The 18,351-nt window shown below is 69.2% G+C and carries 18 protein-coding genes and 4 pseudogenes; 10 read left to right on the top strand and 12 right to left on the bottom strand.

Features of this window, described 5'->3' with window-relative positions; all coding sequences use genetic code 11:
* Positions 1–6: 6 nt before the first annotated feature.
* Positions 7–1,374, bottom strand: coding sequence for an outer membrane protein assembly factor BamB family protein (locus ACZ68P_RS26105; protein ID WP_471010224.1), 1,368 nt, complete (start codon positions 1,372–1,374; stop codon positions 7–9).
* A gap of 191 nt (positions 1,375–1,565) precedes the next feature.
* On the opposite strand from ACZ68P_RS26105, the pseudogene ACZ68P_RS26100 reads away from it, so the two are divergent.
* Positions 1,566–1,756, top strand: a pseudogene (locus tag ACZ68P_RS26100) (transposase); the annotation flags it as partial.
* Positions 1,757–2,274: 518 nt separating this feature from the next.
* On the opposite strand, the gene ACZ68P_RS26095 reads toward ACZ68P_RS26100, so the two are convergent.
* Both ACZ68P_RS26095 and ACZ68P_RS26090 read right to left on the bottom strand, forming a co-directional pair.
* Positions 2,275–2,796 carry a hypothetical protein gene (locus tag ACZ68P_RS26095; RefSeq protein WP_471010222.1) on the bottom strand — a complete coding sequence of 174 codons (522 nt, stop codon included), beginning with the start codon at positions 2,794–2,796 and terminating at the stop codon, positions 2,275–2,277.
* A 581-nt stretch (positions 2,797–3,377) separates the two neighbouring features.
* Entirely contained in the window at positions 3,378–4,706 is a 1,329-nt protein-coding gene (locus ACZ68P_RS26090; protein ID WP_471010547.1) for a Fic family protein, read from the bottom strand.
* 387 nt (positions 4,707–5,093) lie between these two features.
* Here ACZ68P_RS26090 and ACZ68P_RS26085 point away from each other — a divergent pair, with 387 nt between their 5' ends.
* Together ACZ68P_RS26085 and ACZ68P_RS26080 are read left to right on the top strand one after the other, a co-directional pair.
* Entirely contained in the window at positions 5,094–5,876 is a 783-nt protein-coding gene (locus ACZ68P_RS26085; RefSeq protein WP_471010570.1) for a hypothetical protein, read from the top strand.
* The gene (locus ACZ68P_RS26080) at positions 5,821–5,949 is read left to right on the top strand and encodes a DUF4253 domain-containing protein (protein ID WP_471010545.1); all 129 of its coding nucleotides are present in this window, start codon (positions 5,821–5,823) and stop codon (positions 5,947–5,949) included. The genes ACZ68P_RS26085 and ACZ68P_RS26080 overlap by 56 nt, the downstream gene beginning before the upstream one ends.
* Positions 5,950–6,006: 57 nt before the next feature.
* Here ACZ68P_RS26080 and ACZ68P_RS26075 read toward each other — a convergent pair whose 3' ends face one another.
* Positions 6,007–6,267, bottom strand: coding sequence for a hypothetical protein (locus ACZ68P_RS26075; RefSeq protein WP_471010220.1), 261 nt, complete (start codon positions 6,265–6,267; stop codon positions 6,007–6,009).
* A 355-nt stretch (positions 6,268–6,622) separates the two neighbouring features.
* Here ACZ68P_RS26075 and ACZ68P_RS26070 point away from each other — a divergent pair, with 355 nt between their 5' ends.
* Positions 6,623–7,093: an SMI1/KNR4 family protein gene (locus ACZ68P_RS26070; protein WP_471010217.1), complete on the top strand. Its 471-nt coding sequence runs from the start codon at positions 6,623–6,625 to the stop codon at positions 7,091–7,093.
* 30 nt (positions 7,094–7,123) lie between these two features.
* Positions 7,124–7,300, top strand: a pseudogene (locus ACZ68P_RS26065) (transposase family protein); the annotation flags it as partial.
* 84 nt (positions 7,301–7,384) lie between these two features.
* Here the strand turns inward: ACZ68P_RS26065 and ACZ68P_RS26060 are convergent.
* Together ACZ68P_RS26060 and ACZ68P_RS26055 are read right to left on the bottom strand one after the other, a co-directional pair.
* A complete protein-coding gene (locus ACZ68P_RS26060) occupies positions 7,385–7,873 on the bottom strand; it encodes a pyridoxamine 5'-phosphate oxidase family protein (RefSeq protein ID WP_471010215.1) in 489 nt (162 codons plus the stop codon).
* A gap of 29 nt (positions 7,874–7,902) precedes the next feature.
* Complete coding sequence (locus tag ACZ68P_RS26055) at positions 7,903–9,345, bottom strand: MFS transporter (protein ID WP_471010213.1); 1,443 nt, start codon at positions 9,343–9,345, stop codon at positions 7,903–7,905.
* A gap of 163 nt (positions 9,346–9,508) precedes the next feature.
* Here ACZ68P_RS26055 and ACZ68P_RS26050 point away from each other — a divergent pair, with 163 nt between their 5' ends.
* Both ACZ68P_RS26050 and ACZ68P_RS26045 read left to right on the top strand, forming a co-directional pair.
* Positions 9,509–10,402 carry a LysR family transcriptional regulator gene (locus ACZ68P_RS26050; RefSeq protein WP_471010211.1) on the top strand — a complete coding sequence of 298 codons (894 nt, stop codon included), beginning with the start codon at positions 9,509–9,511 and terminating at the stop codon, positions 10,400–10,402.
* Positions 10,403–10,521: 119 nt separating this feature from the next.
* On the top strand, positions 10,522–11,445 hold the full coding sequence (locus tag ACZ68P_RS26045) for a LysR family transcriptional regulator (RefSeq protein WP_471010208.1): 924 nt from the start codon (positions 10,522–10,524) through the stop codon (positions 11,443–11,445).
* A 306-nt stretch (positions 11,446–11,751) separates the two neighbouring features.
* On the opposite strand, the pseudogene ACZ68P_RS26040 reads toward ACZ68P_RS26045, so the two are convergent.
* From ACZ68P_RS26040 to ACZ68P_RS26030, 3 genes and pseudogenes are all read right to left on the bottom strand, one after another.
* Positions 11,752–12,042, bottom strand: a pseudogene (locus ACZ68P_RS26040) (HNH endonuclease); the annotation flags it as partial.
* 72 nt (positions 12,043–12,114) lie between these two features.
* Complete coding sequence (locus ACZ68P_RS26035) at positions 12,115–13,377, bottom strand: HEAT repeat domain-containing protein (RefSeq protein WP_471010205.1); 1,263 nt, start codon at positions 13,375–13,377, stop codon at positions 12,115–12,117.
* Positions 13,378–13,413: 36 nt separating this feature from the next.
* Entirely contained in the window at positions 13,414–13,782 is a 369-nt protein-coding gene (locus ACZ68P_RS26030) for a hypothetical protein (protein ID WP_471010202.1), read from the bottom strand.
* 30 nt (positions 13,783–13,812) lie between these two features.
* Here ACZ68P_RS26030 and ACZ68P_RS26025 point away from each other — a divergent pair, with 30 nt between their 5' ends.
* Entirely contained in the window at positions 13,813–14,259 is a 447-nt protein-coding gene (locus ACZ68P_RS26025; protein WP_471010200.1) for a helix-turn-helix domain-containing protein, read from the top strand.
* A gap of 160 nt (positions 14,260–14,419) precedes the next feature.
* Entirely contained in the window at positions 14,420–14,887 is a 468-nt protein-coding gene (locus ACZ68P_RS26020; protein WP_471010197.1) for a hypothetical protein, read from the top strand.
* A 40-nt stretch (positions 14,888–14,927) separates the two neighbouring features.
* Here ACZ68P_RS26020 and ACZ68P_RS26015 read toward each other — a convergent pair.
* The 3 genes and pseudogenes from ACZ68P_RS26015 to ACZ68P_RS26005 all read right to left on the bottom strand — a co-directional run.
* Positions 14,928–15,281: pseudogene (locus ACZ68P_RS26015) on the bottom strand (transposase); the annotation flags it as partial.
* A 419-nt stretch (positions 15,282–15,700) separates the two neighbouring features.
* Positions 15,701–16,624, bottom strand: coding sequence for an RNA polymerase sigma-70 factor (locus ACZ68P_RS26010; RefSeq protein WP_471010195.1), 924 nt, complete (start codon positions 16,622–16,624; stop codon positions 15,701–15,703).
* Positions 16,625–16,799: 175 nt separating this feature from the next.
* Positions 16,800–17,273: a carboxymuconolactone decarboxylase family protein gene (locus tag ACZ68P_RS26005; protein ID WP_471010192.1), complete on the bottom strand. Its 474-nt coding sequence runs from the start codon at positions 17,271–17,273 to the stop codon at positions 16,800–16,802.
* Positions 17,274–17,444: 171 nt separating this feature from the next.
* Between ACZ68P_RS26005 and ACZ68P_RS26000 the strand changes: the two genes are divergently transcribed.
* Complete coding sequence (locus ACZ68P_RS26000; protein ID WP_471010190.1) at positions 17,445–17,828, top strand: DoxX family protein; 384 nt, start codon at positions 17,445–17,447, stop codon at positions 17,826–17,828.
* Positions 17,829–18,351 lie beyond the last annotated feature (523 nt).

The raw sequence follows: 18,351 nt of genomic DNA, 5'->3' as shown, positions 1-18,351 counted from the left end.
GGCCCGTCAGTCGCGCGTGTACGCCGAGAAGGGGCGCACTCCCGAGCCCCATCGCACGGCGACGACCAGGTCCTCGTACACGCGCACGCCCGCCAGTTCGCCCTTGTGCCGGTCCACGTCGGTGCCGGTGTCGATGCTCTCCTTCTCCTCACCGGTGGCGGCGTCGAGCACCACCAGTTCGTCGAGGCTGTCCTGCCGGGAGCCGCGGTCTGCGAGGACGGTCACCCGGCCGCCGGTCACGTCGAGGGCGCGCAGGCCGCCCGCGACGGCCACGTTCTCCAGCCAGACCTGGCTGCCGCTCGCGAGGTCGAAGGCGACCACCCGGTCCCGGTACGACTTGCGCTGTCTGATCTCGGCGCCGGCGTAGAGCCGCCCGTCCGCGACGGTCACGAGGGCCGGCGCATGCGCCTGGATGGTTCCGTATCCGCCGGTGGTCTCGATCCGGCCGGCCGCCTTCCCGTCCTCGCCGAAGAGGAGGAAGGCGCCCTGCCCGCCCTCCGTCGTCCCGCCGTTCTGCACGACCGGCGGCTCGGCCGACAGCAGGGCCACCTGCCCGTCCGGTGCGGGCGCCGTCCGCCCGCCGAGGGAAGCGGTCCACCGCAGCCCGCCGCCGGCCGGGTCGAACGCGGCCAGCCGCAGTTCGGTGCGGCCACAGGCGAGTACGGCGACGACCTGCCGAACCCCGGCGGCGACCTGCTCGGGCACACAGTCCTCGGGGACGGCGGCCGTCCAGCGCGGGGCGCCGGTCCGCAGGTCGAAGGCGCGCAGCGCCTTCGTTCCGGAGACGGCGGGCCGGGAGTCCGGGGTCCACAGGTCGTCGTCGAGGGTCCACATCTCGTCGGCGTCCCGCAGGACGGCGACCCCGCCACCAACGGCGACCATGTCCGTGAACGTCTCGGTCAGGATTCCCCCGGGGGTGCGGGGTGTGTGCCACCGCTCGCGGCCGCTCGTGAGGTCGAGCGCGGCGACCGTTGAGCAGCCCGCGTTCATCACGTTCCCCCGGGCGATCAGGAGGACGGAGCCGGCCGTGCGGCGGCTGACGGCGCAGATGTGCTCCTGCCCGGGCGGGGCGTACTCCCAGCGGACCTTGCCCGTCCTCGCGTCGAACGCGCCGACCGCGTCGTACCGGCTGCGGACGAGCGTCTCGCCGACCAGCCATGCCCCGTTGCCGTAGTTCCTGGCGCCGTTGTCGACCGGGGCCTCCCAGACGAGGCGCAGCGAACTCCCCAGGGCGGAGCAGCCCGTGACAAGTCCGAGGGCGCACAGCGCGGTGACGGCCGCGAGCAGGGGGCGGAGCCCGCGCCCCGACCCCCGGCGGCCCGACGGCCACCGCCCCCGCCCGCGTCCCGTGTCGTCGGTCGTGCGCGCTGCCATGCGGATCCCCACCCCTGGCTCGAACGGTCGAATCCCCGTCAGGCTAGAGCACACCTGATCAGCGCCCCGCGGGCACTGGCCCGCTAAGCCATGTCCGATGGGGCGAGTGACGCTGTCGCTGGGAAATCGTTCCTTGAGACATGGGGCGGGGAGATCTTTCGGATGAAGAGTGAGCTCGGCGGGAGCCTCACCTGCCGACGAAAGCGGACGCTGGCGATGCCACCGTCGGATGATCAACGGGATTCTGTTCCGGCAGCGAACCGGCCTTCCATGACGGGATCCGCCTCCCTGCTTCGGCAGTTGGAAGACGGTCCACGACCGTCATCGAAGGTGGTCGGCGGACGGCACGTGGGAGAGGATTCTGCGGGCCGTCCAGGCGGATGTAGTCGTCATTTGCGGGACAGCCCTTAGGTAGGCAGGGCTACCCGCCAGGGTGAGAACTCATGAAGTGGTGACGGGGACTTCCAGCGGGACTATCCAATCGCTGCCCTTGGACCTGGCGGTGCTGCTTAGGCGCACGGGCTCGTTTTCGTAGTCGCTGTGCCACGTGGTGGTCCTCGACCACGGAGGCGGGGAGGCGGGGGTCAGGCCGTACTGCGTCCACTCGCCGACGGCCAACTGCTGCGGGGCGACCGTCCGGCCGGTGTCGTCGCAGTCCGCGCTGAACTTCCACGGCCCCCAGATGTGCGCGCGGACCTCTTCGGGAGGCGGGGCCCCGCCCACCAGGAGCCGAGAGCGGCAGCGGCAGCGACGATCGCGACGGCCAGGGCCAGAGCCGCAGTCGTGTCGGTGGTGGTCATGGGGCAGGACGCTATCGCCACCGGGGCGCCTGCTCCTGGCCGATGCGCGGGACGCTGGTGGCGGGAAGTTGTATCGCGCGATACGTGGTCGAGAACTGGATCATGCGGAAAGCCCGTACCTGGGCGGTGCGGGCCTTCCGGTGGTGCGCGTCGAATCAGGGGCGGGGGGCATGCCGCTCATCCATCCAGCGATTTCTGGGGACTGCTGCAGCGCGACCAGCCGGCGCCAGGTGGACACCCAGGTATCGATGCTCGCGTCATCGATGCCGCACGCCCGTAGGAACGCCAGGTACCGGTCGTAGTCCGGGACCAACGGTTCCGCGCCGCGCAGCATGTCGCTGATCGTGCTGCGGCGCAGCACGCCGTCGCTGCGCTTCTCCAGGTCCCGCAACGACGGCGAGCCTCCCCAGACGTGGACGGCCCGGAGCGCCTGCTGGAGCTCGGCCGGGCTGGAGACACCCGTCGGGTCGGGCTGACCGGACTTCGGGACATACCGGCTCTGCTGGGGGCCGGTACTACGGCGGCGGCTGGCCGATGGTTCGACACGGGCCGGGCGCACGACCTGGTCCAGCGCGCCTTGCTGCTGCAAGGCGGCCACGGCGTCCGTGCCCTGGCGTGTCACCCAGCGGAACCCTGCTTCGATCGCGGCGCGGGAGGTATAGATGTCGCGCGCCTCATCCGGAGCTATAGGCAGAAGAGCGGTCCCGGGAGATGAACCCGTACTGCCGGCGGTCCAGCTCGCACGCCCCGCGGTGCAGCACCGGATGCCCCTCCACGGCACGGGAGGGCTGGATCTTCCAGGACGACTCCCGCGGGGTCGGTGGGTGCGGGCTGCCGCCGACCCCTGGGGCATATACGGCGCTGTACTGAGATCGTCGGGGCCGCCGAAGATCACGCGTTCCGGCACTATGCCGAGTCTGCGTCCACTGACCCGGCTCCTGCCGCACTGTCAAATCATTGTCCCCGGCAGCTCCAATACTGCGCCAAAGCACGATAGTTGTCACCATTGACGACCACTGACCTACGGCATCAGCACGGCGAGACACTGCAGTTGTCACCAGGTCGGCATGCTATTTGTCACCATCAGCGCGGAAGCATAGCAGTTGTCACCGGCTCCAGCGCTCCGCCGCCATGCGACCTGCACGACGGTTCGGTGTGACTGAGCTGCTGGACATGGACTCATCAGCGCCTTCATGCCCACTGCTAGGAGTCGAGGGATGCGGTGTTGCGTCGGGTCTCCGCGAGGTGGATGTCGATGTACCGGGTGAGGATCAGCGCGTCCTGCGGCTCGTCAGCCTGGAAGGTGACGCGACGCAGCAGGCTGACTCCTCCGAGCGTGACGCCCTCGCGGGCGAGCACGAAGACGAGGGCGAGGAGAGCGGACCGGGCGTTGCCGTCGTCGAAGGGATGGAAGAAGCACACGTCGAGATAGGCACGTGCGGCGCGGGCGATGAGGGGAACGGACCGATCGGCATGGCGCGCGCTCTCGGCCAGGCAGGTGTCGAGGCGGGCTCGGGTGCCCGGGCCGATGCCGTAGCGTTCCCTGCCCCCCTTCGCGAAGGCCGGCAGGTCGCGGAACGGCGGCGGCTGCGGCGTGCCCAGCACGTGCTGCTGCCAGCGCTGGAGCAGCTCGAAGTCGAGGGCGGCGCCGCGCGCCGCGTCGATCCGCAGCAGGTCCAAGGCGGCGAGCAGGCCCCGTGCGCGGGCGGGATCCAAGGCGCCATCGAAGGTGCGTATGTCCTCCGCCACGCCGTCGCGCGACGGAACCACCGGTTCGTTCCCCCCGCCGTCCGGAACGTCCTGCCATGGCACTGTCTCGCGCACCGCGAGCCAGCATTCGAGGTGGTCCGGCGCGGGTCCGGCGGATTGTGCGCCGTCGTCCGGTCGCAGCGACAGCGCGAGCCGCTCCGCGACGTCCTCGACCAGCACGATGTCGGGGCCGGTCCAGCTCGCGAACCGCCCGCCGATCGCCTCGTCGACCAGCTCTTGCGCGAGGTCGGGCGCGACGCCCCAGCGACTGAGGAACCAGGTGAGCACTTGACGGCAGTGTCCGTGCCAACCGCTGCCGCAGCCTGTGCGGTCGGTCACTTGCAGGATCAGGTTCCGGGCGGCACGCTCCCAGAGGATCCGCTGGTCCTCGATGCCGGCCAGGTCCAGCGGATACGCGTCGAACCACCCGGCGAGACTCTCCAGCCACTCGCGCCATTCGCGCAGCGCCGCGACGACACGGGCGAGCGTCTCCTGCGGTGTGGTGATCAAGTCCCGGGGGCAGCACCAGTTCCCGACGGGTCCTCCGTCGAAGTCGCCTTCGTCGTGTGACCAGCGCCAGCCCACGGTCCAGCGGCCGTAGTGCTCGGCGAGTGCGTGCGACATGGCGTCGGCCCAGGGCTCTCCCTCGCCCCAGCTCCAGGCGCTCATCGCCGGGTCACCGAAGTGGATGTCCGGGCGGCTGGGTACCGTCCGCGCGGGCCCAAGCGACCACACCACCTGCGATGCCGACGCGCTGTCGAAAAAATGACGCGCGGGATCCACATCGTCCCAGGTCAGAAAACGGGGGGCCAGCTCGACAATCACCGCGCAAGCCTGCCACGTCACCTCGACTGTGGTGCAAGCGAATTGCCACGGGAGGTGCCAGCCGAAGTGTTCGGTCTCATCCCGGAAACCGCGTCCGACGTCACGTAGCCCACGATGAGGAGCCGGCCCGGATTGTCCTCGCTTGTCATGCGGGGCTGATCAGCCGGGTGCGCGAAGGACGGGCCGGGCGCTGGTCTTTCTTCCGGAGCTCTGCAGATGAGCAAGCTGGAGATCTGCCCCCCGTCTTGCCTCCAGCGCCCCGGCCGGCAGAGGCCAGCGAAATGCTCCGGGAGGTGGAGGTATCGGGATGCGGGCCGTGTCGGTGAAGTTTGTGGTCCTGGTCTCATGAGCTCATTCCTCCACCGGCCGCTTCTTTCCTCCAATGACCTCCTTCGCCGCCTGCAGATATTCTTCCCCACCGCTGAGGTCGACCGGGCCGTGACGGCGGCGGGCATCGACATCGTCGGGGTGCGCGTGCCGCGCGAGGGGACCCGGGAGGTGTGGGAGGAATGGCGCGGCAGGCACGGCGAGACCGGCTGGTGGCCGTACGTCACGCTGAACTCGCCGACGGATATGGCCGAGGGGCGCAGGGAGTCGAGGCAGGACGTGGAGGTGGTGGAGGAGCTGGTCGAGGGCGCCGTCTGCCAGGACCATGACGCGCAGGCGGCGTCCATGCTGGTGTCGGCCTGCCGGTGGGCGGTGGAGGAGGTCGCCAATGCGGACGACGACCTGGACCTCTGGCGGGCCGACTACGACCCCGCCTGGCTGGGATCGCTGCTCGCACCGCCGGTGGAACGGCCGCCGAGCGGGGTGTCGCACTGGGCGACCGGGACCCGGGACTTCTTTGAAAAGGACGAGCGGTGGATACATTTCGTGGCCGCGCGCGGCGGCTTCGAGGTCCCGGTGCTTCTGCCATTCGTCTATACGATGTGGAACTGGTGCGGATACGGCGACCGCTGCCACACGCCTCTCGACCACTCCGCGCTCCTGCGGCGCTGGCACGAGCAATGGGGCGCCGAACTCTTCTTCGCCGCGCGGCCCCTATCTGGAACTGGTCGTCGACCGGCCGCCCCTGGACCCGCACGGCGCCGCGCAGGCCGCCGCAGAATTGCACGCCTACTGCCATGACACCGTGCAAGACCCGGTGAAGACCGGCCACACGATCGCCCGCTCGACGATGTGGTCGCTCTGGTGGGACTGAACCAGACGCAGGCCCCATGGGATGGTGTGCGGCCACCAGCCGCACACCACCGTTTTGTCAGTCCGGCACGGGCTCGGAGGGGAAGCTGACTGCCCGGTCGCTCCTGCAGATCTCGGCCTCTGGGTCGAGCTGCCGTCCGTACCCGGGGTAGTCGAACGTCAGAAAGGTGACCATCCGGCCCGAGGCGAACCTCGCGACCGCCTGGTGCACCGGCCCCATCCCCTTACTGCCCTTGCCGTGGCCGAAACGCTTCGGACCGCCCTCAGCTATCACGAAGCTCACTCGGCGGACCTCGGAAAGATTGTCCTCGCTCGTCACCCGGGCATGGTTATCCGTCTGCGTGCAGAGCAGCCCAGGCGCCTGAGCCCGGCTGGGCAAGTCACAGCGGCGGCGACTGCGCATGAAGGACCCGGCGGGTGTACAGGCCGCGTTCCACCGGTGCGTGCGGCCGCGCAGCTCGACCGGGCGGGATCGTCGATCACTCTCTTCAGAGGGCGGTTCGTGACTCTTTGAACAGCTATGCCATCGTGTCCGCCCGCATCGAGGGCGGAGTATGGTTCGAGACCGTCGTGGTCGAGAACTCCCCGGATTGGCAGACGACATGGTGAGGGTCGAAGAGCTGGAGGCCGCGCTGCCTTCAATGACACGGTGGCGTGTGCCAGGCGCACGCAGCATGGACTGGGCCGCCCTCGAGGCGGCCCTCGGCACGGCGCTGCCTTCGGATTTCCGCTCTCTGGCCGAGGCGTACCCGACACTTGTCATCGATGATTTCCTCATGGTGTCCCTTCCGACGCCCGGCGCCGAGGCGCCGTGGGCGTCCGCGTCCAGGGACGACGAGATCCTTCAGGATATGTACGAGATAGGCGACACCGAGGACTACGTTCCCTACCCACAGCCGGGGGGCCTGATCTCCTGGGCGTCGTCCAATTCGGGGGACACCTTCTACTGGAGGACGAGCCCTGCGGATCCGGACGCATGGCCGGTAGTCGTCCGCACGGACAACGCCGACTGGATCGAGTTCCCAGTCAGTGCCATCGAGTTCCTGGCCGGCGTTTACGGGCATACCATCGACGTGCCGGGTATGCCCAGGAGCTTCCCCAGCGAGGACCCGAAGGTGCTGGGTCTGAGCGACCGCATGGACTGATCGGCAACTCAGAGGGCTCTAGGGCTCTAGCTTTCCGCAGGCCAGCAGGCCGTCAACCGCTCCCACGCCAAGATCCGCGCGCTCGTCGAGCACGCCATGGCCACTCTCAAGACCTGGCGACTCCTGCGCTAGCTGCGATGCTCCACAACCCGCATCACCAGCCTCGTACAGGCCATACTCACCCTGCACCTGACCTGCTCAAACTGAAGGTGGAAAACGCTCACTGCTTTCACCGGGCAATTGGCTGAAGGGCCCCACCGTTCGCGAAGGGGCCCTTCGGCGTTGGCGGGCTCAGCCTTCGGCCGGCTGCCAGATCGTGCTCCGCAGGTCCGAGCCCCTGACCAACTGGATCCGCCAGGGTTCGATCCGGATCACGTGATACTCCGGATCCTCGGGTCCGCCCCGCCAGTAGTGGACCGGGTCGTAGCCCACCCCCGGCGGACCGCCCTCGAGGTAGAGGTCCCAGGCGTGCTGCCGGTCGGTGTCGGTCTCGACCCAGGTGGAGAGGGCGTCGACGTGGACGGTGTTCTGGCGGGGGTTCCAGTACGAGTACGTCGTGTACGGGCTGTGGGCCAGGTGCGCCGCCTTGACCGGGGTCTTGTAGGCGGCCAGCCAGCCGACCGGGCGGCCGTCGACGATCTCCCAGACGGGGAGGAGGACTCTGGCCCGCGGCCGGTTCTTACGGTCGACAGTGATCATCGTGGCGTACTTGACGTCGCGGATGTAGCTGAAGAAGGTGTCCTGGACGTCGGTGAACGTGTCGGTCTTGGTAGCGGGCACGGCGGGTGCTCCTTCCCCTTGGGCGAGGGTCACTTGGCGGTGGTGAGTTCTGGCGACGGCTCGCGCTCCGAGACCACATGGCCCTTGCCCGACCGCACTCCGAAGGCGCTGACCAGCACCGCGCCCAGTGCCGCGGCGAGCGGTACCCAGAGCGCGGCCTGGTATCCGTCAAGGCGTGCGGCAGCCGAATCCGACGCGGTGGCAGCGACGTTGACCGCGGCGGCCCCCGAGATACCGAGTGCCGCGCCGAACTGGAAGGCGGTGTAGAGGAGCCCGCCGGCCAGCCCCTGCTCCTCCTCCTTGGCGCCCTCCGTCGCGACGATGGTCAGCGGACCGTACGTCAGGGCGAAGGCGATACCGAGCAGCAGCAGGCTCGGAAGCATCGCGAGGTAGGTCCAGTCGGCGCCGAGCGGCAGGAAGAGCGCGTACGAGAGGGAAGCGAGGACCAGGCCGCCGAGGATCAGGCGTCCGTTGCCGAAGCGGTCGACCAGCCTGGGGACGACCGTCGGCGAGAGGATCGCGTCGATACCGATGACGATCATCGCGAAGCTGGTCTCCAGGGTGGACCACCCGCGCAGCTCCTGGAGGTAGAGGGCGACCAGGAACTGGAAGCCGAAGAACCCGGCGGCGAAGAGCAGACCGGCGAAATTGGCCCGTACCAGTGGGGCGCTGCGGAAGATGCCGAGCCGGACCAGGGGTGCGGCGGCGCGGCGTTCGATGACGACGAACGCGGCGAGGGAAGCCAGGCCGGCGCCCAGCGTGACGACGGTCGAGACGAGCGAGGCGTGGCTCACCCGCTCCACACCCAGGACCAGGAGCAGGATGGCCGCGGTGATGGTCAGGCCGCCGGCCAGGTCGAGGCTCTGTCCGGTCCGGTCGGGCCGCGGCGACTTCGGTACGAAGGCCAGCGCGCCGATCAGGATCAGCGCCGAGAGGACCACCGGCGCGAAGAACACCCATCGCCAGTCGACCGAGGCGAGGAGTCCACCCACGACCAGGCCGATCGAGAACCCGCCGGCGGCCGTACCGGAGTAGAAGAGCAGAGCCTTGTTACGGCGCGGGCCCTCCGCGAAGCCGGTGGTGATGACGGAGAGCCCGGCCGGGGTCATGAAGGCCGCCGCGACACCGGTCACGAACCGGGCGGTGATCAGCTGCCAGCCCTCGGAGGCGAATCCGCCGAGCCCGGAGAAGACCAGGAACACCGAGAGCCAGAACACGAACATCTGGCGCCGTCCGAAGAGATCCGCCGCCCGGCCGCCGACCAGCATGAAGCCGCCGTAGCCGAGGACGTACGCGCTCATCACCCACTGCAGCATGCCGGTGGACAGTCCGAGATCCGCGCGGATGGCGGGCATCGCCACGTTCAGCATGGCGACGTCGATGCCTTCGAGGAAGATCGCGCCGCAGAGGACAAGCAGCACGCCCCATTCCCGGGCACTGAGCGCAGCGGCTGCCGCCTTGGTCGTACTCATGACAGGTCAACTCCTGGTTGGAGACAGAGGGTGGTAACGAGGTGTGCCGTCTGCTGGGAGGGCGGCTCGTTCACCTTCGGCCAGCAGGCGCGGGCGGAACAACGGCCAATATCTGGACGTTCGTTCAGCAGGGCTTACCGATCCGGCTCACCTGGGGGAACCGATGGAACGCGACGAGATCGAGTGCTTTCTCCTGCTCTCGGAGGAGCTGCATTTCGGGCGCACCGCAGAACGGATGCACCTCTCCCGCGCCCGAGTGAGCCAGCTGATCCAGTGTCTGGAACGACGCGTCGGAGCCCCGCTGTTCATCCGCACCAGCAGACGGGTGGCGCTGACACCCGTCGGCGAGCAGCTCCGCAGCGATCTGTACCCCGCCCACCAGCAGACCCGGCGCGCGCTCGCGCGGGCCGTCTCCACCGTACGAGGCATCACCGGCCCCCTGCGGATCGGCTACTCGAGTCCCATGACGGCCCGCGTCCTGTTGAGCTTGGCCGAACGGTTCAGGACGCGCCACCCCGACTGCGAGATCGAGATCCAGGAGGTGCAGCTCTCCGACCCCTACGGCCCGATCCGCCGCGGCCGGATCCATCTCCAGGCCACCGAGCTGCCGGTTGAGGAACCGGACCTCGCCGTCGGCCTCGTCCTGTCCTCCGAAGACCGTGTGCTGATGGTTCCGGCCCACCACCCCCTCGCGCGGCGGGAGTCCGTGTCCCTGGAGGATCTCGCCGACACCACCCTGCTGACCATCTCCGACGCCACCGTCCCGGAGTACTTCCTGAACCACCACTTCCCCCGGCACACCCCGTCCGGAAGGTCTGTCCCGCAGCTCCACGCCGGCACCTACTGGACCGAGATCCTGAACCTCGTCGGGGCGGGCCAGGGCGTGGCGCCGGCGTCCGCTGGATCCGAGCGCTATTACAGTCGGCCCGACATCGCGTGGGTCCCCTTCCGCGATGCCCCGCCCGTCGAGTACGGGCTCGTGTGGCCGGCCTCATGCGAGCACGCCGGGGTGCACGCCTTCATCGAGCTCTGCACCACCTCTCAGCAGCGGTCGTGAGGCGGGGACCGCCGCCACCACGCCACCGCTGCCGCCGCCGGCCCCCGGAACAACGGCGAGGATCCGGGCGTTGACCGGACCGGGCTTGCCGATCCGGTTCACCTGAGGGGGTCCGTCCCATGGAACGCGACGAAGTCGAGTGCTTCCTCCTGCTCGCCGAAGAGCTGCATTTCGGGCGCACCGCCGACCGTATGCGGCTCTCCCGCGCCCGCGTCAGCCAGCTGATCCAGCGTCTCGAACGGCGTGTCGGAGCACCGCTGTTCATTCGCACCAGCCGCCGCGTCGCCATCTCGGCGATCGGCCGCCAGCTGCGTGCCGACCTCGAACCGCTCCACCGCGCGATGGACGCCGCTCTGGCGCGCGCCACCACCACCGCGCGCGGCATCGACACGGTCCTGCACGTCGGATTCTCCAACCCGCTCACCGGCGAGATCGTGATGAAGGTGACGGAGGCGCTACGGATCAGCCATCCCGGCCTCGCGGTGGAGATCTGCGAGGTGCCGATGACCGATCCGTACGGGCGTCTGCGCAACGGTGAATTCGACGTCCAGCTCCAGGAGTTCCCGGTCCGGGAGGATGACCTGGGCGGCGGCCCGCCCCTCCTCACCGAGGAGCGTGTCCTCGCCGTACCGTCCGCGCATCCGCTCGCCGCCCGCGACACCATCTCCCTGGAAGATCTCGCCGACGTCCTCCTCCTCACCGTCGAGGGCGAGCTGCCCGATTACTGGCAGGAGCACCACACCCCCACCCACACCCCGAGCGGCAGGCCCATCACCCCCGGCCCCTCCGTGACCCAGATGCAGGAGGCCCTGATGCTGGTCGCGGGCGGCCGGGGCGCCCTCCTCACCGCCGCGCACACGGCGACCTACTTCGCGCGGCCCGGCGTAGCGTACGTCCCCGTCACCGACGCGGAGCCGACCGGCTACGGCCTCGTCTGGCGCGCCGGGAACACCACCGGCGCCCTGAAGGCCTTCGCGGGCGCGGCCCGCGCGGCGGCACAGAAGATGGCGCAGGGGGACCCGCGGACGGCCGCGCCGGTGTGAGCCGCGCGTGGACTTCCGACATGCTGCGCTTGGACTTCCGGCGTACCGAGGGCTCGTCTCCTCCGCCGTTGTTCTCACCGGGCAATTCGTTGAAGTCCCACCGTTCGCGGTGGGGCCCTTCCCGGTGGGGCCCTTCGGCGTTTCCGGGGGCGGGGGGATGCGCGGGCGGGGCAAGGTGGTCAAGCCTTCGCGCCCGGCTGGGTCGCCGGGGTGGGCACGTCGCCGAGGCCTCCGAGGCCGCCGACATCTCGCTTCGCCGTGGACAACGACCCGGGCAGCCCGTGGGCACGGGCCGGTCCGATGGTCTTACGGGGCGGGCGTGTCGTGCACGACCGCGGCCTCGCACGGCCCCTCGGCGTATACCTTCAGCGCGTCGATCTCGGCCTGGTCGACGCTCAGGCCCCAGCGGAGCTTGGTCGCGGTCCACTCGGAGACGTACCGGCACTGGGCGTCCGGGTGCGGGGGCATCCACTGGGCCGGGTCCTGCTCGGCCTTATGCCGGTTCGTACGCGCGGTGACCGCGATGAGGCTCGTGGCGGCGTCCTGGTCGTTCGCGTACGCCTCCCGCCGGGCCGCGGTCCAGGCGGAGGCGCCAGCTGGCGGGGAGCGTCATTCGAACCGTGCGGTATTCCCGGCTCCGGATCAGCTGACAGGCACAGGTGGAAAGGTTCAGCGGCCGTCGCGGCGCCATTCGTAACGCCACACCGCGTCGAGGTAGCCCTCCTCTTCCAGGGAACCGCGCTGCGGCGGGCCGAGAAGGCGTGCTGCTTCCACGCACCGTTTGTCGTCGTGGAGGGCAAGCCCGTAGACGGCAGTCAGCTGGACCAGACGGTCCGTATCGTCCAGCACAGCTGCCATGGCGTCCGCGAACACGGGATCGTGGTCCCTGCCCTCGGCAACCACGCGGCAGGCGGTCTTCCGTACCACCGCGTCCGGATCGGCCATCAGCCCCAGCAACGCCGTGCGAGCATCGCCGGAAAAGGCCGGCGGCGAGGAAAAAGCACTGAGCCCATGCGCCACCGCACGCCGTACCCGGGCATCGGGATGGCCGGCGTGCGGCAGAAGGGCCGCCCCCGCGCGGGGGTCGCTATGTTCTCCAAGAGCGACCAGCACCTCGGTGAGGACGGCGACGTCCGTCTCTGCGGCCGCCCAGCCGGTGAACAGGTCCAGAGCGGGACCAGCGAACGCGTCCTCGTCGCTGTCGTCGAACAGATGAATAAGGCGGAGCACCTCGGCACCGAACAATCGGCGGGATGGGTCCGGGCTCGTACGCAGTACCGCCGCAGCGGCCCAGGTCGCCTCCTCTCGCCGTCCACTCAACTGGAGGGTGGCACGGCTCCACGTTGCATGGTCCTGCTGATCGACCTGGGCCAACGCGCGGTCCATCAGCTCCTCGAACGAGGTTCGTTCCCCGAGGAGTTCCTCGACGTACGTGAGGATCGCCCCATGGCCGTCCCGCGCACTCATGCCACCAAGGGTGAACTCGACGACGCTGTCGTACTCGCCGTCTTGAACCCGCTTGCGGCCGACGGCGTCCCGGGATCCGGTACGGCGTCGCAGCTCGGCCTCGACCCCCGTCTCGTGCCAGCTGCGCGCGAGGTCCCGGGCCTCCAGGAGTTCGATCTCGGGATACCTGCCGCGGATCTCGTGGTCCAGGAGCGCCTCGAACAGAGCGGGCGAACCCGAGTCGACCGCCTCGCTCAGGGGGATGAGGTCATCGGGGCGGCTCTGGCCCGAATCCGCACCGTACTGAAGCAGCAGTTGGGCGATGCGCCCGGCGTGCATCCGGATGGCCAGGCAGAACGCGGCGTCCAGGTAGTCGGAGTCGATGTGCTCGTGGAGAAGGATCCTCACCAGGTCCGTGTCTCCAGCCTGGACCGCGGAGATCAGGGAGGACTGGCCGTCCACCGCATTGCCCGTACCCGTACCCACGCCCATGATCCTGTTCCCCCGTAGCGTTCTCGCAGCTCAGTGTAGATCTGCCGAAATCGGCCCGACGGGGCGGATAACAGCCGGCACGGCCTGGCGGACTTGCCTGACGAACGAATGGGCGACGGTCCGCTCCAGGTGTCGGACGATCCTCACCGCGAGTTCGTCCCGCGGCTCCAGAACCTGGTAGGCGATCAGCATGCCGCGCAGGTACTCGGCGGTCATCGCCGTGCCACGGCCGTCGATCGTGGCATCGAGGTCGGTGTGGGAGAGCGGGCGGCCAGTGGCCATGAGGTCGCGTAGGAGGCGGGCAGACCGGGAGCCGCGCAGCCAGTTCAGGACCGTTCCCGCATCCGGAGCCTCGACCAGCGCCGCCCGCATCGCCGCGAGCGGCCCGGTGCCCACCACTTCGGGTAGGTCGGTGAACAGCTCCTCCAGGTGGTCGGCGACGGCGCAGCGGTCGCAGAGTCGGCCGACCTTGTAGGAGCGCGGTCCGGCGCAGCGTTCGCAGGCGTAGGGGACGCCTACGCAGGGCCCGCAGACCCGGCGGTGCTCGGCGCCGGGCGCCACGGCGGCGCGCAACCGGCGACCGGGACGGATGGGCTGTCGCTCGTCCTCGGCCCCGTTCGTGCGCGGATCCTGCGCCATGTCCCGCACCGGCCAGCCGTCGGCGATCTCGCCCGCCAACTGCACATCGGCGTCAGCACGATGACGTACCACTGCAGGCAACTCGAGGGCGCCGGACTCCTGCAGCGCGTACGCCACGGCCGGGAGGTACGGCTCTACCCGACTGAGCGAGGCACCGCCCTGACCCACCTGCTGGCCTCAGCACCCACCGCGCCGCGACGGGACGAGGGCGTGTCCGGCGGCTCGACGCGGGCATAGTCGGCACCTTTCGACGAACTTCGAAAACATGGCGGCTTTTTCACGCCCTCGCGCAGAATCAGGAGGGCAAACACCACCACGAGACAGCCACGTGGCCTTTGCGCGCATTTTCCGAGCCGGCCTCGCCCTGCGCATCGGTCGCGATTGCAGAGGAGATCAGATGAAATTCCGAAGCATCAGAAAACGAGCGGCTGCAATGGTCGTGACGATGATCGCCGCAGGCCTTCTACCGCTGGCGGCACAGGCCCCAGCACAGGCAGCACCGAACGTTGCGGCCGGAACGGCCGCATGGACACCGCAGATCTACCCGCTGTTCTCAGGCGAGTGGGTGCAGCGGGGCGTGGCCGATCGGGCATGGGGGCTGTACGCGTGCTCCCGGGCAGAAGGAGTCGCGTGCGTGTCGATCGGCCAGGGCGACGGCACACACAGCATCTTCCACCTGTACAAGTGCGATACCCGGTCCCTCTCGAACTCCATCGATGCGCTCGCTGTTCGCAACCACCAGACCAATCAAGCCCACGTCAATTTCTGGGGGCCCCACCACCGCGCCTCGGTCCCTGCGGATGACAATCCCTACAGGATCGAGGACTACATGACGTACGACTTCCATAGCCTCGATATCTGCTGACGCCTCTCGGGCATGGTGAGCCTCCGTGCGGCCCACCGGCCTATCCGGCGAGGGCGAGGTTGTGCATGCGGGCGATGCCAAGCATGGTGGGGTGGACTCCGTCGCCTTTGAGGCGGCAGTCGCGGAGGATCTCCCAGGTCTTCATGCGGGCGAAGACGTGCTCGACGTGGGTGGGGGCGCCCGCTTGTGAAACCCGTTGTGGTCCTGCCCAGGCCGGAAGTTCGGTCTGGACGCGGTCGCGGCGGTGCGGGATGACCAGTCCAGTGCCCGGGGCGCCGCCGTCGGCGATCGTGAGGGTCTTGCCGACGGCGGCCTTGGCACCGGATTCCTCCCATGCCTCGCAGTCGTTGCGGTTCCCGGCGAGCGGCCGGCCGACCACGACGACCAGGCGAGTGATCGGGGTTCCTCTCCAGTCGAGCATCCAGGCCCTCGGGGTACCTCCCGTGGGGTGTGTCTTCGGACTCGGCGGCGTGCCACTCCCTGCCGGAGAGGGTGCGTGGGGTGGCTCGAGACGGCAGGTGGGTTGATGTCCGAGCTGGCACGGCTGCGGACTGGGAGCACCGGCTGGTGCTGTCCCTGGACCAGTGACTCCGGAACTTGGAGGTCCTGCGCGGGCCCCTCTGGCGCTTCTGTGGGAAAGGACCGTTTACGAGAACCAGCTGATGGTGCCCCAGCACGACACGGTCTGGATCACCGGCTGTCAAAACATCTGACAGCAACACCGGCTTCCCAGGGCCGTTTCCGATTCCGACCCCGTATTGGCATGCGACTGCTCTGAACGTCCGGCCCTGCCCTCCCAGGCTGGTTGAGAGGTCACTGCGCCTGCTTGCGGGTCTGCTTCACTTCCTGATCCACGGCCCAGGCGTCGGCGACCGGGCCGAGGTGGCCGAGCTTGTCGGGGTTGATGACCGAGCGGATGGTCTGGATCTGCCCGTCGAGCACGTCGAGGGCGAGGATGTGGAGGACCTTGCCGTCGCGATCGCGGAAGAGCGCGCCCGGCTGGCCGTTGACCTCCTGCGGATCGAACGTGATATCGACCCGTGCCATCAGCGGGTAGACGGTGGCGAGCAGCCTGGCCACGTTCTCGGCGCCGGCGACGGCCCTGGCCAGCTGCGGGGCCTTGCCACCGCCGTCCCCGACGAGCTGGACGTCGGCCGACAGCAGAGTCTGCAGACCGTCCACGTCTCCCTGTGCCAGTGCCTCGAAGAACCGTCTCGCCAGCTCCTGCCGCTCCTGGCGGTCCGCTTCGAACCGGGGCCGTCCCGCGTTCATGTGGCGGCGTGCCCGTACGAGCAGCTGTCGGCACGCCGCCTCCGAGCGTCCCACGGCCGCGGCGATCTCGTCGAAGCCGAAGGCGAAGACCTCCCGCAGCACGAACACCGACCGCTCCAGCGGGCTGAGCCGCTCCAGGAGCAGCAGCGCCGCCATTGACACCGAGTCGGCCAGTTCCGCCGCGCGGGATGGGTCCTCGTACGGATCGTCCAGCAGCGGCTCGGGGAGCCACGGTCCGACGTACTTTTCCCGCCGCATCCGGGCGGAGCGCAGCACATCGATGGCAATCCGGGTCACCGTGGCCGACAGGAACGACTTGGCCGACACCGGCCGTGTGGTCGAGGCGTCGTAGCGGAGCCAGGTTTCCTGCACCGCGTCCTCCGCCTCGCCCACGCTGCCCAGGATCCGGTACGCGATCGAGAACAGCAGCGGCCGCAGCTCCTCGAATTCTTCGACCTTGCTCACGCCGACTCCCCCTTTGCGGTCTGTGTGCCCGGCCGGACCGCGCCGGTGAGGCATCCTACGAAGATCATTCAATGTGTGGGCGGGGCGGACAAGGCTCGTGCCGGGACCGCCCTGCCCGCCTGACCACAGCGTCCTGGCCCGGCGGGCCTGGCCCGGGCCAGGGTGCGGTGGCGGTTCAGTGGAACTGGCCGACCTGGTAATCGCCGGCCGGCTGATGGGTGATGATGTTCAGCCGGTTCACCATGTTCATGAACGAGACCAGCAGCACGAGGGCCGTGATCTGCTCCTGGTCATAGTGCTGGGCGGCACGCGACCACGTCTCGTCGCTGACCCCGGTGGCCGCGTCCGCGACCCGGGTCCCCTGCTCCGCCAATGCGAGCGCGGCGCGTTCAGCCTCGGTGAAGACCGTTGCTTCCCGCCAGGCCGCGATCAGGTTCAGCCGCACCGGGCTCTCGCCGGCCGCGGCGGCTTCCTTGGTGTGCATGTCGATGCAGACCGCGCAGCCGTTGATCTGGCTCACGCGCAGCGCCACCAACTCCTGCGTCGTGGCCGGCAGCGGCGATTCCTTCAGCTCCCGGCCAGCCGACATGAAGTACTTGAGGGCCTTGCCGGCGGCCGGGTTGGCGAAGTAGTTCAATCGCGCGTCCATCGTGTGCTCCTCCTCGTTCGTCGATGCCTTCACCTCCGAGACGAGGCGGCCCTCACTCCTGTGACACGGCACGGTGTGACCCACGTCTCTCTGCCGTCTGGGTTCGGGCATGTCACAGCCCCAGTCGCTGCCTCGTCTCGGGTGCGGAAGTCCACGATCAGGGAGTTGATGATGAACGTCGCGCTGTGGATCATCGCTGGGGTACTCGCCGCTGTCTGCCTGGTGGGCAGCTCCAAGATGTTCGTGCCGCAAGAGAAGCTGGCCGCGATGGGCACCTCTGCGCAGTGGGTCCTGGAGTTCAGCCCCGGCGCCCTCAAGGCCATCGGCGCCGTCGAGCTGCTGGCTGCGATCGGTCTGCTTCTGCCCGCGGTGCTCAACATCGCGCCGGTGCTGGTGCCGCTGGCCGCCACCGGACTTGTTCTGCTGTTTGCCTGCGCGGTCACCATGCGTCTGCGCCGTGGCGAGAAGGCCACGATCGCCGGCGACCTGATCTACCTCGCCCTGGCTGTCTTCCTCGCATGGGGCCGCTTCGGCTCCATGCCCTTCACCGGCTGAAACCGGGGTCGATTACCCTCCAGGCCCGGCTTACTTCTCCTTGCCGTCGTCGTCATCGTCGAGGTCGACGGCGTCCGGGTCACGCAGGGGCCGCGGCCCGCTGATCGGCTGGGAGGCGGTGCGATCAGGGCTTCCTCGCAGTGGGCGTAGAACGAGCGGACGGCGGAGGCGGAACGAGCTCGCGGTGCGTCGCTCATGAGAGTGCCGTCGTGGTTGGTGAGACTGCTGGTCCAAGCCGGAATGGCGTGGGGGGGCGGGGCGAGATGCGGGGGCCGATGTAGGCGAACCAGGATGGGTCGTGCGGTGCCTGTCCGGGCCCTGTGGATGAGCCAGTGGACCAGGGCCGTGTCGTAGCCGGTACTTGGTGTCCTCGTCCCAGACGCGGCCGGCTACGGGCTGGCCGTCGACGCGGACGTAGCTGCGGCGAGCTAGGGCCTGTGTGATGTCGTGATCATTGGGTGCTCTTGAGCAGGTCGTCGATCCAGATCATTGCGGCGCGGAGGTGGAGACCGGCGAGGTAGCT

Source organism: Streptomyces sp. NPDC036822 (genome assembly GCF_055609145.1).
Note: the sequence above shows the minus strand (reverse complement) of the source record. Positions and strands in the feature narration are given on the sequence as shown.